This window comes from Gaetbulibacter saemankumensis DSM 17032, assembly GCF_000425645.1.
GTDB classification, from domain to species: Bacteria; Bacteroidota; Bacteroidia; order Flavobacteriales; family Flavobacteriaceae; genus Gaetbulibacter; species Gaetbulibacter saemankumensis.
In genome coordinates this window covers 1534170-1548507 of sequence record NZ_KE384430.1, presented here as the reverse complement: position 1 = coordinate 1548507, position 14338 = coordinate 1534170, and the positions used below count along the sequence as shown (strand labels likewise).

The window sequence follows — 14338 nt, the reverse complement described above, 5'->3', positions numbered from 1 at the left end:
CTATATTAGAGAAAACAAAAAACCTCGCAATTGCGAGGTTTTTTGTTTTTAATTATCAATCTAATTATTCTGGATAAGTAGGATCTAAATAATCCGGAATGCCATTTCCATTGGAATCTTTTAGAGTTAAAATGGTTCCTGTAAATGTACCATCTGAATTTTCTATAATTTTATTAAGCAGCACTTGGTCGGCGTTTAATTCTATAAGTTCTATTTCTTCGCGCGTCGCTTTTGTTACTTTTTCTATTTCAATCTCATCTTTGGTTAAAACGCCGTCACCATCATCATCTGTATCGGCATAATCAGGTCTTAAATCACCATCGGTATCATCGTCTTCATCTAAATCCGGATTTACAACAAACTCACCATCACCTGTTATATCCTCTAAATAAGAAGGAATACCATCACCATCATGATCGTTTTCTGACATTTGTAACAATTCGATTTTAAAAATAATCGGAGAATAGGCAGGTATGTTACCTGTACCGCTTGAAAAATACCCTAAACCTGAAGGTAAAAACATCACGCCTAATCCATGATCTTGAAATGTTACAGTACCATCCTCGTTATCAACATAGGATGCTGATGTGTTAAAACTTGGAACTACTTTTCTCCATCCCGGCACTAAGGTAGTCAAATCCATAGTTAGAGGGTTTACAGAAGCATCAAATACAGAATTGTCTAAGGTAAAACCTTCATAATTTACCAATACGTTATCTGAAAAATAGGGCGAATCTCCTGCTCCCTGGTTTATTCTTAAAATATAATAGGTGTAATCGGTATCTGCATATTCTAAACCCTCAATTTTCTCAACAGCATCCCATAATAAGGTATGGTCTGCCGGCGCAGTTTCTCCTTCTTCTAAAGCCGTTATAATAACATCTTCAAGTTTGGCATTTGGAGATAATGCTGCCAACTCTGCAGAATTATAGTAATGTCCTTCTAAATACTTTACTAATGAATCATTATCGGACAACTGTTGTTCATCGCGATCTCGTTCAGGAATTGGAGTAAAGCCATCATCTTCTTTTTTACATGCAGTAAACGCCATGGCCAATGTTAAAATAAGCAGACTTATTTTTTTTAATTTCATACGGTATTTAATTTTCAATAGCTAAAACCTACAATTCAAATTAAAATATTCTAAAAAAGTATCTAATATTTTATAAATGAATGTATCAATATTCTTTATTTTTGAGCACGCAAGATACAATTTTAATGCAATCTTGCCCAATAAGATTAACGTAGTTTTACAATAATTATATGCGTATAGATAAGTACTTATGGTGTGTTAGATATTATAAAACACGTAGCATTGCAACAACAGCTTGTAAGAAAGGCCATGTTAGGATAAATAATGAAGTTGTTAAGCCCAGCAGGGATGTTTATCCACAGGACACCATTGAACTAAGAAAAGACCAAATTAATTACAAACTTAAAGTAAACGACCTTCCTGAAAGTCGTGTTGGTGCGAAATTAGTTGACATCTATCGTACTGATATCACGCCTAAAGAACAGTTTGAAGCCCAAGAGCTTTTAAAATATTCCAAAGATTATTATAGAAAAAAAGGTGTTGGACGCCCTACAAAAAAAGATCGACGCGATATTGATGATTTTACAACCGAAAATGAGTAATTTTACTTTTTAAAAGAACAAAGCTTAGAAGATGAATTTGACGAATAACGTAATTTTAAATCACGAAGAAATAACGCATAAAATTAGACGTATTGCTTTTCAAATTTATGAAAGTAACGTAGATGAAAAAGAAGTGATTTTAGCTGGGATTGATAGCAATGGATATTTGTTAGCTGAAAAATTAAAAAATGTTCTTGAAAGCATATCAGATATTGCACCAACGCTTTGTAAGGTGGTTATAAACAAAAAACAGCCTTGGGAAACCATAGAAACTTCTATTAATCCGGAATCTTATCAAAACAAATCGTTAGTACTTATTGATGATGTATTAAACTCAGGCACCACGCTTATTTATGGGGTAAAACATTTTTTAAACGTTCCTCTAAAACAGTTTAAAACGGCGGTTCTTGTAAACAGAAACCATAAAAAATACCCTGTTAAAGCCGATTTTAAGGGCATCTCCTTATCAACTTCATTACACGAACATGTAGATGTTATTTTAGAAGGCGATAACTTTCAAGCTATATTAGAATAGTTTGTCAACTAATTCATCTGCAATTTCAGACTCCCCTTTATTGTCTGTAGTAATGGTAAGATTTGCCATATTATAAAATGGCGCGCGCTCGAATAGGTGTTTACCAATAAATTCGGTTAATACATCATCTGATTCAATATGCGCTATAAGTGGACGTTTACTCTTTTCGTTTTTTAACCTATTTACTAATGTCGGAATTGAGGCTTTTAAATAAACGGCATTGGCATTATCAGACTCTAAAATAAGATTCATGTTATTATTATAGCATGGAGTACCTCCTCCCAATGATAAGATCAAGTTTTCTTGGGTCTCTAAAAGATCTTTCAGATACTTTGTTTCCGCTTTCCTAAAATAAATCTCCCCTTTGCTTTTAAAAATAGCTCTCACAGACATGTGTTCCTTAGATTCTATATAATCGTCTAAATCTAAAAACTCATAATTTAATTTATCTGCTAAAATTCTTCCTATTGTTGACTTCCCCGAAGCCATATATCCAATTAAATTTAAAATCATTTGTGATGCTATAAATTGATTATTAAAAACATAGCGTTTGCGATGGCAAAAAAACAAAAAAATCTTGAAAAAAAGCCTTGTTTTATTGAAAATAGGTTTTATATTTGCACCCGCTAACGGGAAACAGTTAGACACAAAAAATAATGACCTGGTAGCTCAGTTGGTAGAGCATCTCCCTTTTAAGGAGAGGGTCCTGGGTTCGAGCCCCAGCCCGGTCACTAGAAAAGTTAAGCAGTTTGCTTAACTTTTTCTATTTTTACAACGTTCATTTTATATTTTGCGCACGTGGCGGAATTGGTAGACGCGCTGGCTTGAGGGGCCAGTATCCGTTTAGGATGTGGAAGTTCGAATCTTCTCGTGCGCACATTAACAATACTATAACATTGACTTTAAGTTTTTTAAAAATTAAATTCGATTTTTTTTAAAAAATGTTTTTTTAAACAAACAATATTATAGATATTTGCACCCGCTAACGGGAAACAGTTAGACACAAAAAAATAATGACCTGGTAGCTCAGTTGGTAGAGCATCTCCCTTTTAAGGAGAGGGTCCTGGGTTCGAGCCCCAGCCCGGTCACAGAAAAAAGGTTAAGCATTTGCTTAACCTTTTTTACTTTACTACCTCTAAAAACTAAAAAGTTATTCTTTTCGATTTAATTGATTGTAAAACGCCTGGTAATCCTGATTATTCGGATACAACTCCACCAATCGTCGTGCTATATTTTTAGCTTTTTCTATTTGATTTCCCTTCTTATATATATAAGCAAGTACATACAACAAACTATCGTTATTAGGCTCTACTTTTAGGCCTTTTACAGCGACAGATTCGGCTTCAGATAAATTATTAACTTTATCGTATAACAGGCATAAATTATAATATAAACGCACATTAACAGGCATATATTTAATCGCTAGTTTCATTTGCGTAATAGCCTCATCTATTCTATTTAATTCACCTAATAATAAAGCATAAGAATAATAGGTCTGCCCAAATTCTGGCTCCTGCTCTATTATTGTTTTAAAAGCATCTTCTGCCCTATCAAACTGTCCATTGCGATAATACAAATTTGCCAAATTGGTTCGTACTATATTGTTAATATTATCTATTTCTAAAGCACTCTCATAACCTTTAATAGCTCCTTGTAAATCACCTTTTTTTATAAGGTAATTGGCACGTTTAATACGTCCTCCAACAAAATCTGAAGTTATATTTAAATTAGTCTCAAATTCCTGTTTTACTTTTTCATAATCTTCCTTATAATTTTCTGGTACTAACATAGCATCTAATGCTCCTAAAGCAAAAAATGCTTTAACCCTTACCGAACGCTTATTATCCTTTAAAAGTGGTAAGAAATAATTATTATAATCTGTCACATTAATATTTCCTAAAACATCTAATGTTGCAGCCTTTACAAGTGGTGATTCATCATTTAAAAAAGTCAACATTTCTTCAATTGAATTAGAATCTAAATAATTGTTCATAGCACTGACTGCCGAAGCTCGAGCTATATCAGGATAAATAGTATCATGAGCTAACTCCATCAACGAAGCCATACCTTTTTCATGACCAGTTAATCCAGGAGCTAAAAGGTCTGAGAAATGTTTTGTATTTGGTTGCCCGAATAACTTTTGATATTCGGCCCATGCCCATTCGTTATCTTTATCTTCATGACAACCTATACAAGCGTTAGGAGTACCGTATTTTATACTTTGATCAGGGCGTGGAATTCTAAAACTGTGGTCGCGTCTAAAATCGTTACCCATGTAATACCTCCCGGTCATATGACAGTTGATACATTGTGCACCATCTGTTCCGGTTTCATGAAAATGATGTTTCGGCGTATCATAACTCGACGGTATATGGCATTGAGCACATAAATTATTACCATCAAACTTCAGTTTTAATGAATGCGGATCATGACAGTTCGTACAAGTAACACCATTTTGATACATTTTACTTTGAACAAAAGACCCATACACATAATCTTCATCTAAAATTTGCCCATCAGGATAATACAAATTATCACCAAGTAACTGCGGGAAATAATGATCGAGCATTGTTCCTTTAAAATTAAAATATTCAGATATTTGTTCCCGGCGCATATGACATCGGGCACATTGATCTACCAAGGACTTGGGAGACGTTCCAGCAGTCATGTGTAAATGGTCTTGCGAAGTATAGGCTGCTCCTAATTTTCTGGCTTGTTCAACATGCGTTTTGCCCGGGCCATGACAAGCTTCACAACTTACATTAATAAGAGCATATTTAGTGTCATAACTATGTGATTTTAAATCGTAATTTTTTCGAACATTTGTAGAGTGACAATCGGAACACATATTATTCCAATTTAATCCCCCTCTTGACCAATGTAACCATTCAGAATGTACTACTTTGAAATCTGGATACAAATCAAACCATTGATTTTTTACACTATCCCAAGCCGTTCTTAAACATTGATAATGCCCATTTGGAAATTTTACTATATATTGTTGAAGCGGCTTTATACCAAAGGTATATTCTATTTTGTAATCATGATTATTACCGTCAGGCCCTTCTGTGTTCACAAAATAATCAGCCCCTTCTTTATAGAATTGAGATGTTACTCCCTGGCTTTTAAAAATTTTATTATTAAAATCTCCTAAAATTGTTGAATCATTAGCTATTTGCATAGCCTTATCATGATGCGAACCCTGCCAATGTTCATATTCTTTACTATGACATTCCTTACAAGTGTTATCTCCTAAAAAATGATCATCTGGAATTAACTTTGTGGAAGCGAATATTTTATCTGTTTCGGCTGTAACATCAATATATTCATCCTTAGTTTTTTTACATGAAAAAATGACTAAAGTGACTAGAAATATGAAAAAAAAACGCATAAAAATTAAATCGTGGGACAGATGGTTAATAACGAACTCAAAAGTAACCAAATATTAATGTGAAACAAAAACTGCAACGACATATTATTAGATTATACAGTACTTTCATGATATCATTTTTTTAAATATTATACATCACAAATCAAACTGCAACGAATTAAATTTAAATTTATTACCATAATTAAAAGGATATTTGTATTTTTGTTTAAGATTTACAGATATTAAATGAACAATATTAAGGTCAACTTCAGCATTAAAGATTTAGAAAATCTGTCTGGCATTAAAGCCCATACCATCAGGATTTGGGAAAAACGCTATAATTTACTTGAACCAAATAGAACGGATACCAATATTAGAAACTACAGCATTGAAAGTCTTCAAAAACTGCTTAACATAACTTATCTTAACAATAATGGACTTAAAATTTCGAAAATTGCAAATTTAAAAGAAGAGGAAATTCCCATTAAGGTGAGAGAAATTGCATCCAGAGCACAAGTTGAAAACCACGCTATTAATGCTTTAAAAATTGCCATGATCAATTTTGATCAGGTTTTATTTTACAATACGTATAACAATCTTTTAGAAACTAAAACTTTTAAAGAAGTATTTTATTCTGTATTCCTACCTCTATTAAATGAAATTGGTTTACTATGGCAAACAAACACAATTACACCTGCTCATGAACATTTTTTATCTATACATATCAAGCAGAAAATCCTGCTAAATATTGAAAGACTTCAACTATTAGAACCTAAACCTGCTTCTAATACTTTTGTTTTGTTCTTACCCGACAATGAAATTCACGATATAGGTTTATTGTTTATTAATTATGAACTACGAAGCAAGGGCTATCATACCATTTTTCTAGGAGAAAGCGTACCTATGGAAAGTCTTAAAGATTTAAATGAATTCTTTAATGACATTACCTTCATCTCCTATTTTACGGTATCTCCTGAAGAATCAGACATACCGGAATATCTTGAAAAATTCAGCTCGTTACTGCTTAAAGAACAAAATAACAAGTTGTTTATTCTAGGTAAAAAAACCTCAAACTTAGAACCGGAATTACTCCCTGAAAAGATAACCTTATATACCTCGATTAAAAATCTCGTTAAAGAATTGTAAGAAAATTTTATTTTGTTAAACTTTTGATTATATTTGTTAAACAATATGAAATCAAAAGTTATAATAATCGGTTCCGGATTTTCATCTCTCGCAGCATCTTGTTATTTAGCGAAAGCTGGCCACGAGGTGACTGTATATGAAAAAAACAATACCATCGGCGGGCGTGCAAGACAACTAAAAAAAGAGGGATTCTCATTTGATATTGGTCCCACATGGTATTGGATGCCGGACGTTTTTGAAAGATTTTTTAACGATTTCGGAAAATCTCCAAGCGATTTTTACGACCTAGAAAAGCTTAACCCCGCTTATAGTGTCTATTTTGGGAAAAATGATTATATCACTATTGAAGACAGCTTAGAAAAAATATCCAAAGCTTTTGAAAAAGAAGAACCTGGCAGCTCAAAACAATTGGCGAAATTCATCGCTAATGCCAAAAGCAACTACGACATAGCCATTAAAGACCTTGTTTACAATCCAGGTGTTTCTCCTTTAGAATTAGTTACACCCGCGACAATAACCAAACTAAATCAATTTTTCAGCAATATTAAAAAGGATGTTAGAAAAGCTTTTAAAAATGAGCGTTTAGTGAAAATACTAGAGTTCCCTGTTCTCTTTTTAGGAGCAAAACCAAGTGATACTCCATCATTTTATAATTTTATGAATTATGCCGATTTCGGACTGGGTACATTTCACCCCAAAAAAGGTATGTATCAGGTTATTCTAGCTATCGAACAATTAGCTAAATCACTTGGTGTAAAAATTGAAACGAACGCTGCCGTTGAAAATATTATTATCAAAAACGCAAAGGCCACCTCAGTCACTATTAACAGCATAGAACATAGAGCAGATATTATATTAAGCGGAGCTGATTATCACCACACAGAAACATTATTAGAAAAGGAATATAGACAATATTCTGAAAAGTATTGGCAAAAGAAAACCTTTGCTCCTTCTTCCCTTTTGTTTTATGTTGGTTTTGATAAGAAAATAGAGAATGTACATCATCATACCTTATTTTTCGATGTTGATTTCGATAAGCATGCACAAGCCATTTACGACAAACCCGAATGGCCAGAAAACCCATTATTTTATGCCAGTTTCCCTAGTAAAACTGACGATTATGCCGCTCCAAAGAACAAAGAAGCTGGAATATTTTTAATTCCTTTAGCTCCTGGAATTGAAGATACGCAAAAACTTCGGGAACAATATTTTGAAAAAATAATGTCACGATTTGAAAGTTTAACAAGTCAAAATATAAAAAAACATGTTATATTTAAAGAAAGCTTTTGTATTAATGACTTTGTAAAAGACTACAATTCGTATAAGGGCAACGCTTATGGTATGGCAAACACTTTAACTCAAACAGCATTTTTAAGACCTAAACTAAAAAGCAAAAAAATAACTAACCTGTATTTTACAGGACAACTAACTGTGCCAGGACCAGGTGTACCACCATCACTAATTTCTGGGAAATTAGTGGCAGATTTAATAACCAAACATCATAACATATGAAAGCATTATTCGACACCGTTTCATACAATTGCAGCAAATTAGTTACTAATTCTTATAGCACTTCTTTTTCATTAGCGTCTAAAATGCTTTCCCCTGCAATAAGACAGGATATATATAATATCTACGGTTTTGTAAGGTTCGCAGATGAAATCGTAGATTCTTTCCACGATTATGACCAAGAAGCTCTTTTCGATTTATTTAGTGAGGACCTTGAAAAAGCATTGATAGATCGTATTAGTTTAAACCCAATTTTAAATGCTTTTCAAAACACCTACCATCAATATAATATAGACAAAAATTTAGTTGATAGTTTTATGAAAAGCATGCGGTTAGATTTGCATAAAACCACCTATTTAACCGAAGAAGAATATAGAGAATACATTTATGGTTCGGCCGACGTGGTTGGTTTAATGTGCTTAAAAGTATTTGTAAAAGGTGACAAAGATAAATATGAAGAACTCAAAGATACTGCCATGGCATTGGGGTCTGCATTTCAAAAAGTAAATTTTTTAAGAGATTTAAAAGCAGACTTCGAAGGTTTAAATCGTTCATATTTTCCAAAAACAGATTTAAAAAACTTGGACGAAATATCGAAGCAGCACATCATTGAAGACATAGAACACGATTTTTCAATTGGTTTAAAAGGCATTAAAAAGCTACCTATTGAAGCTAAATTTGGAGTTTTTATGGCCTATCGCTATTACAAACACTTATTAAAAAAGTTAAAACGTACGCCTGCTTTGCATATAAAAAATTCAAGAATACGCGTATCTAACCCAAAGAAATTTGAACTGTTAATGCGTAGCTATGTAAAATATCAATTAAATTTAATTTAACTTTGTAATATGCATACGGTTTTTTGGATTCTTATTTTTTTAGCTACATTCTGTTTCATGGAATTCATGGCCTGGTTTACTCATAAATATATTATGCATGGTTTCCTTTGGTCTTTACATAAAGATCACCACAAAAAAGATCACGATAGTTGGTTTGAAAGAAATGACGCCTTCTTTATTTTTTATGCCGTTGTAAGTATTGGTTGCTTTTTACTTTGGAAATTTGACATTTTTTGGCCCGGACTTCCTATTGGGTTAGGTATATTCGCTTATGGCCTTTCTTACTTTTTGGTTCACGATATATTTATTCATCAGCGCTTTAAAATTTTTAGAAATGCTAATAACTGGTATGCAAAAGGCATTCGTCGTGCACATAAAATGCACCACAAACACCTAGGCAAAGAAGATGGTGAATGCTTCGGGATGTTATTTGTTCCTTTCAAATATTTTAAAAACGTAAAGTAGCCAATGCATCACCTCTATTTACTACTCAACTTAGGTTCATTATCTGTCCCCTTCCTATTTAGCTTTCATCCAAAACTTAAATTTTATAATTACTGGAAGCCTTTGATTATTAGTGTTTTTGCGAGTATGCTTATTTTTATTCCCTGGGATATTATATTTACTAATGAAGGGGTTTGGGGGTTTAATTCAAACTATTATTTAGGAACCACCTTTTTTAACTTACCGATAGAAGAATGGCTATTCTTTATATGTATTCCATATGCCTGTATATTTACACATTATGCCTTACTCCTTTATTTCCCACAATTAAAACTGAAAAAACAACAAACTCAATTAATTGGAATTATATTAATTTTATTATTTATAATAACAGCTATTTACAACCACACCAAAGCTTACACATTTGTCAATTTTAGCTTAGCCAGTATTCTCACCGGGATAGTGATTCGTAGAAATATAGAATTACTTCAAAGCTATTTATTAACGTTTATAGTAATGTTAATCCCTTTTTTTCTAGTAAATGGAACATTAACAGGTAGTTTTATAAAAAACGAAGTGGTTTGGTATAATAATGCTGAAAATTTAGGTGTGCGGTTATTTACCATTCCAATTGAAGATACTGTTTATGCTTTTTCTTTAATTCTTTTGAATCTATTTATCATAAGCACTATAAACAAGTACCGTTTTAAGAATTAACTATTTACAACATTTACAGGGTGCCCTTTAAAAAAAGCTTCAAGGTTTTTTACAGTTATGTCCATTAACCGAGCCCTAGCTTCTATTGGTGCCCAGGCAATATGCGGGGTAATAATACAATTTTTTGCCTGAAGTAAGGGGTTATTCGGTTTTATTGGTTCTTCTGAAACCACATCGACCGCTGCAGCCGAAACTTTACCAGAATTTAAAGCTTCAGCTAAATCTGTTTCAACAATTAATCCGCCTCTGGAAGTGTTTATAATTTTAACCCCCGTTTTCATTTTACTGATGTTCGATTTATTAATAATCCCAATAGTACTTTCAAAAAGAGGACAATGCAAACTTATAAAGTCTGAACACTCTAATAAGGTATTTAATTCAACAAATTCACAGGTTTCAGATTCTATTTCTGGTTTTCTTGTTCTACTATAAACTAAAATATGTAATCCAAATGCTTGAACTAATTTTGCCACAGCCTGTCCGATTCTACCAAAACCGATGACTCCAAAAGTTTTGCCCTGCAATTCTATAAGCGGTGAATTCCAGTAGCTAAAATCCAATGATTTCGCCCAATGACCTTCATGAACGGATTGATTATGATCTCCAACCTGATGACACATTTCCAACAAAAGCGCCATGGTAAATTGAGCAACAGCATGTGTACTATAAGCAGGTACATTTGCTACTATAATTCCTTGTTTTTTTGCTGTATCAACATCAACTACGTTATATCCGGTAGCTAAAACACCTATGTATTTAAGCGCCTCACACTGTTCTAAAACTTCTGTTGAAAGTGGTGTTTTATTGGTAAAAACAACCTCAGCATTTTGTATACGACTTAAAATTTCTTGTGTTTCGAATTTCGTTCGATCGTAAACAGTTATATCCCCAAATTCTTCAATACCCTTCCAACTTAAATCTCCGGGATTTAAAGCGTAACCATCTAAAACAACTATTTTCATATAGGTTCCTTTTTTGTACTAAGCTACAAAAATCTATTTTTTTAATAAACCGTCAATTGTTTGTCTTACTTTATCACTGTTCCAATTAGCTGCTCCAGTTTCATCTATAATGATTTGCCCCTCTTGATCAATTAAAAATGTTCTGGGTATGGAGTTTACATTAAATAATTCAGGTGACTTGGAATTAGGCTGATATACCTCAAATGAATAACTATTCTTACTTAAAAATTGATTTACTTCTTCGAAATCATCTGACGTTACGAAAACAAATTCAACTTTATCCTTGTAGTCATTGTACAAAGCCTGTAAACTTGGCATTTCTGCTATACATGGCGGACACCAGGTTGCCCAAAAATTTACCAATACTACTTTTCCTTTAGCCTCCGTAAATTGTTTAATTTTATTATCTCCACTGCGTAGCTGCCATTGATAATCGTTTAATAAAACTAGCTCGGAATCACTTTTAACCGAAGGAGCAAAAAGCGCCAACCCTTTATTGAGAAATATTTGAATTGGTTTTCTGGTCTGTGGAATAATTAAGAGTGCAATAAGAACAATATATAATATATTTTTAATTTTTAGTTTCGACCAATTCATAGGTTAAGATGTTTCAGATTAATTATAGAATATTCCACAAAACTAATAATTAATACCACCTATTATGGATACCAATGTTACATTAAATTACTAATTCCATTTATAGAAGCTATATACCTATACAAATTTCATGAAACCAAGGCAGTCAATATATTATATAGGATACTCTTAAAAAACAGGCATAAAAAAACCTCCAATTCTGGAGGCCTCTCCTATTATTATATAACTATAAAGAAATTATTCTTCAGTGCTCACTGCTTCAACTTCTGAATCTTCAGAATCTAAATCGTCTAACATATCATGCTTTTGTAAAATATTATACCATTGCACTACTTTCTTTATGTCGCTCGCATATACACGATCTTCATCGTAATCAGGTAAAATATCAAAAAAGTAAGCTTCTAAATCATCTTTGCTAGCCTTTGGTTTTACAGATGCCTGTTCTCCATTTTCTTTGTTTTTAATATTTAAAAACACTTGTTTTAAAGGCACTTCTTCAGTTAAAGTATAAATTGCGATTTCACTTAATATACTCACGTTTTGTTGAATATTTACTGAAATACGTTTTTTATCTACTAAAGATTCTGCTACAAAACCACCTCTAGTTTGAGCTACCAGTTTATACAAACCTGGCTTTCCTGCAATTGAAAGTACTTTATCTAAACTCATAAATTATTTATTGAACGTCGCAAATATCATTTGTTTATTGATGTATTGCAAATATTATCGTTTCTTTTTTTGATCGGGAAAACGCATTTTATAATCTACATTAATCTTCCCTTTCGAAATATTACTTAAACGCCCTTTTAAAAGTCGTTTTTTTAAGCTCGACAATTTATCAGTGAATAACACGCCCTCAATATGATCGTATTCATGTTGTATCACACGTGCTACTAAACCATCATAAGTTTCAGTGTGCCACGCGAAATTTTCATCTTGAAATTCAATTGTCACTTTTGGTTTTCTATTTACATCTTCACGAATATCCGGTATACTTAAGCACCCTTCATTAAAAGCCCACTCCTTACCTTCTTCTTCTAAAATAGTAGCATTTATAAATACGCGCTTAAAACCATTTAAGGCCTTTTGTTCTTCCGGAGTTAAATCTTCGTCTTCAGAAAAAGGTGTCGCATCAATTATAAAAAGTCGAATTGGTAAACCGATTTGTGGAGCCGCCAAGCCCACACCGTAAGCATTATACATGGTCTCGAACATATTATCGAGCAACTCATTTAAATTAGGATAATCTTTATCAATGTCGGTTCCTACCTTTTTTAAAACAGGATCGCCATAAGCTACAATAGGTAAAATCATGATTAAAATATTTTCGTTTGCAAAAATACAATACTATATGGTAATTCAAGTTAAGTCAATACATAAAAAAACACCATAAACTGAATTAATTTAAGGTGTTCTTTTTATTTATAAATTAATTTATTTTAAAATAACAGCTTTTCTTATTACCGATGAATTACCACTATTTATTTTAATCATATACATGCCGTTGGTCAAGCCACTGACATTAATATTTTTCAAATTTTGATTATCCGTAAATGTCTTTAACATCAATTTCCCCGTGATATCGTATAATTCGATTTGCACTGAAGTATTTATTCCAAAAGACAAACTAATTTCGTTTCCTTTTGTAAGCGGATTAGGAAACACCTTAAATTCCTTTTTTAAAACTTCAAACGTTTCGGTTGGTAAAGTCCCTGAGGAAAAAGTACAAGAGGTATCAAAACCTGAAGTTACTGTAAAATCCTGCCCTGAAATAGCTGGACCGGACAATCTATTATACACAGCAACCGTTTCTGAACAAGACGCTTCGTCTAATTCGTAGGTGGTTGTACCATCAACCATTATTGTTACCGGTCTGTTAGCACAAAACGAGGTCGCTTCTGGATAATTAAAAATAATTAACTCCCCTCCAGCCGATGTAGTTCCTGATTCCGGACAAGGATCGGCAAAAGCTTGATTTAAACTAAAAAATGCCGCAATAGCTAAAAAGTAGATTTGTTTCATAAATGGTTGGTTTTGGTTGATTTATAAAGTTAATAATTTCTTACAAAACTAGATATTTTTTTTCAATTATTTTGAGGCTAAATAACTCTGTAATATGAGCGTAGCACTAATTTCGTCTACGAGGGCTTTGTTTTTCCTTTGACTTTTTTTCAATCCACCATCAATCATGGATTGAAAAGCCATTTTAGAAGTAAAGCGTTCATCTACTCTGACTACAGGAATGTCTGGGAATTGCTTTACCAATTTTTGTAAAAATGGGGTAATTAATACTTCACTTTCGGATGCTGTATTATTCATTTGTTTTGGCTCTCCCACCACAAACAATTCAACTTTTTCTTTAGCCGTATAAGTCTTTAAAAAACCAAGTAACTCTGGTGTATTTACCGTTGTTAATCCAGATGCGATAATTTGCAACTCATCAGTAACCGCTAAACCAGTCCGTTTTTTACCAAAATCTATTGCGAGTATTCTTGCCATAATAATTCTTTAGACAAAAATAATGTAATAAAAACAAAAGGCTGTCTTAAAGACAGCCTTTTTATTATCGAGAGTTTTTGTTGAT

Annotated in this window: 16 protein-coding genes and 3 tRNA genes; 10 read left to right on the top strand and 9 right to left on the bottom strand. The window is 32.7% G+C overall.

Annotated features, from left to right (window positions below):
- Positions 1–64 precede the first annotated feature (64 nt).
- Positions 65–1093 (bottom strand): FKBP-type peptidyl-prolyl cis-trans isomerase, encoded by a 1029-nt coding sequence (locus H611_RS14380; RefSeq protein ID WP_051238820.1) that lies wholly within the window; start codon positions 1091–1093, stop codon positions 65–67.
- Between the two features lie 170 nt (positions 1094–1263).
- Between H611_RS14380 and H611_RS0113625 the strand changes: the two genes are divergently transcribed.
- Both H611_RS0113625 and H611_RS0113620 read left to right on the top strand, forming a co-directional pair.
- Positions 1264–1635 carry an RNA-binding S4 domain-containing protein gene (locus H611_RS0113625; RefSeq protein WP_027138907.1) on the top strand — a complete coding sequence of 124 codons (372 nt, stop codon included), beginning with the start codon at positions 1264–1266 and terminating at the stop codon, positions 1633–1635.
- Positions 1636–1666: 31 nt separating this feature from the next.
- The gene (locus H611_RS0113620; RefSeq protein ID WP_027138906.1) at positions 1667–2170 is read left to right on the top strand and encodes a phosphoribosyltransferase domain-containing protein; all 504 of its coding nucleotides are present in this window, start codon (positions 1667–1669) and stop codon (positions 2168–2170) included.
- On the opposite strand, the gene H611_RS0113615 is transcribed toward H611_RS0113620, so the two are convergent.
- Positions 2162–2683 (bottom strand): shikimate kinase, encoded by a 522-nt coding sequence (locus H611_RS0113615; RefSeq protein ID WP_027138905.1) that lies wholly within the window; start codon positions 2681–2683, stop codon positions 2162–2164. The two genes, H611_RS0113620 and H611_RS0113615, sit on opposite strands and share 9 nt — an antisense overlap.
- A gap of 145 nt (positions 2684–2828) precedes the next feature.
- On the opposite strand from H611_RS0113615, the gene H611_RS0113610 reads away from it, so the two are divergent.
- The 3 genes from H611_RS0113610 (at position 2829) to H611_RS0113600 (ending at position 3258) form a co-directional block, all read left to right on the top strand.
- Positions 2829–2901: transfer RNA gene (locus tag H611_RS0113610), tRNA-Lys, on the top strand.
- Positions 2902–2962: 61 nt separating this feature from the next.
- Positions 2963–3047 (top strand) — tRNA-Leu (locus tag H611_RS0113605).
- A 138-nt stretch (positions 3048–3185) separates the two neighbouring features.
- Positions 3186–3258, top strand: a tRNA-Lys gene (locus tag H611_RS0113600).
- A 62-nt stretch (positions 3259–3320) separates the two neighbouring features.
- Here the strand turns inward: H611_RS0113600 and H611_RS0113595 are convergent.
- Positions 3321–5561, bottom strand: coding sequence for a tetratricopeptide repeat protein (locus H611_RS0113595; RefSeq protein WP_035483870.1), 2241 nt, complete (start codon positions 5559–5561; stop codon positions 3321–3323).
- 225 nt (positions 5562–5786) lie between these two features.
- Between H611_RS0113595 and H611_RS0113590 the strand changes: the two genes are divergently transcribed.
- The 5 genes from H611_RS0113590 to H611_RS0113570 are packed head-to-tail and all read left to right on the top strand — an operon-like array spanning position 5787 to position 10195.
- Positions 5787–6686, top strand: coding sequence for a MerR family transcriptional regulator (locus H611_RS0113590; protein WP_027138903.1), 900 nt, complete (start codon positions 5787–5789; stop codon positions 6684–6686).
- A 45-nt stretch (positions 6687–6731) separates the two neighbouring features.
- Entirely contained in the window at positions 6732–8198 is a 1467-nt protein-coding gene (locus H611_RS0113585) for a phytoene desaturase family protein (protein ID WP_027138902.1), read from the top strand.
- On the top strand, positions 8195–9034 hold the full coding sequence (locus H611_RS0113580; protein ID WP_027138901.1) for a phytoene/squalene synthase family protein: 840 nt from the start codon (positions 8195–8197) through the stop codon (positions 9032–9034). Before H611_RS0113585 ends, H611_RS0113580 begins: the two co-directional genes overlap by 4 nt.
- Positions 9035–9043: 9 nt before the next feature.
- Positions 9044–9499: a sterol desaturase family protein gene (locus H611_RS0113575; protein WP_027138900.1), complete on the top strand. Its 456-nt coding sequence runs from the start codon at positions 9044–9046 to the stop codon at positions 9497–9499.
- A 3-nt stretch (positions 9500–9502) separates the two neighbouring features.
- A complete protein-coding gene (locus tag H611_RS0113570) occupies positions 9503–10195 on the top strand; it encodes a lycopene cyclase domain-containing protein (RefSeq protein WP_027138899.1) in 693 nt (230 codons plus the stop codon).
- Here the strand turns inward: H611_RS0113570 and H611_RS0113565 are convergent.
- The 6 genes from H611_RS0113565 to ruvX form a co-directional block, all read right to left on the bottom strand.
- Positions 10192–11157 (bottom strand): D-2-hydroxyacid dehydrogenase, encoded by a 966-nt coding sequence (locus tag H611_RS0113565; RefSeq protein ID WP_027138898.1) that lies wholly within the window; start codon positions 11155–11157, stop codon positions 10192–10194. The two genes, H611_RS0113570 and H611_RS0113565, sit on opposite strands and share 4 nt — an antisense overlap.
- A gap of 33 nt (positions 11158–11190) precedes the next feature.
- The gene (locus H611_RS0113560; RefSeq protein ID WP_027138897.1) at positions 11191–11754 is read right to left on the bottom strand and encodes a TlpA family protein disulfide reductase; all 564 of its coding nucleotides are present in this window, start codon (positions 11752–11754) and stop codon (positions 11191–11193) included.
- A 237-nt stretch (positions 11755–11991) separates the two neighbouring features.
- On the bottom strand, positions 11992–12423 hold the full coding sequence (locus tag H611_RS0113555; protein WP_027138896.1) for a DUF5606 family protein: 432 nt from the start codon (positions 12421–12423) through the stop codon (positions 11992–11994).
- Between the two features lie 54 nt (positions 12424–12477).
- Positions 12478–13068, bottom strand: coding sequence for a peptide deformylase (gene def, locus H611_RS0113550; protein WP_027138895.1), 591 nt, complete (start codon positions 13066–13068; stop codon positions 12478–12480).
- Positions 13069–13188: 120 nt separating this feature from the next.
- Complete coding sequence (locus H611_RS0113545) at positions 13189–13776, bottom strand: T9SS type A sorting domain-containing protein (protein WP_027138894.1); 588 nt, start codon at positions 13774–13776, stop codon at positions 13189–13191.
- A gap of 66 nt (positions 13777–13842) precedes the next feature.
- A complete protein-coding gene (ruvX, locus tag H611_RS0113540; RefSeq protein WP_027138893.1) occupies positions 13843–14253 on the bottom strand; it encodes a Holliday junction resolvase RuvX in 411 nt (136 codons plus the stop codon).
- Between the last annotated feature and the right edge of the window lie 85 nt (positions 14254–14338).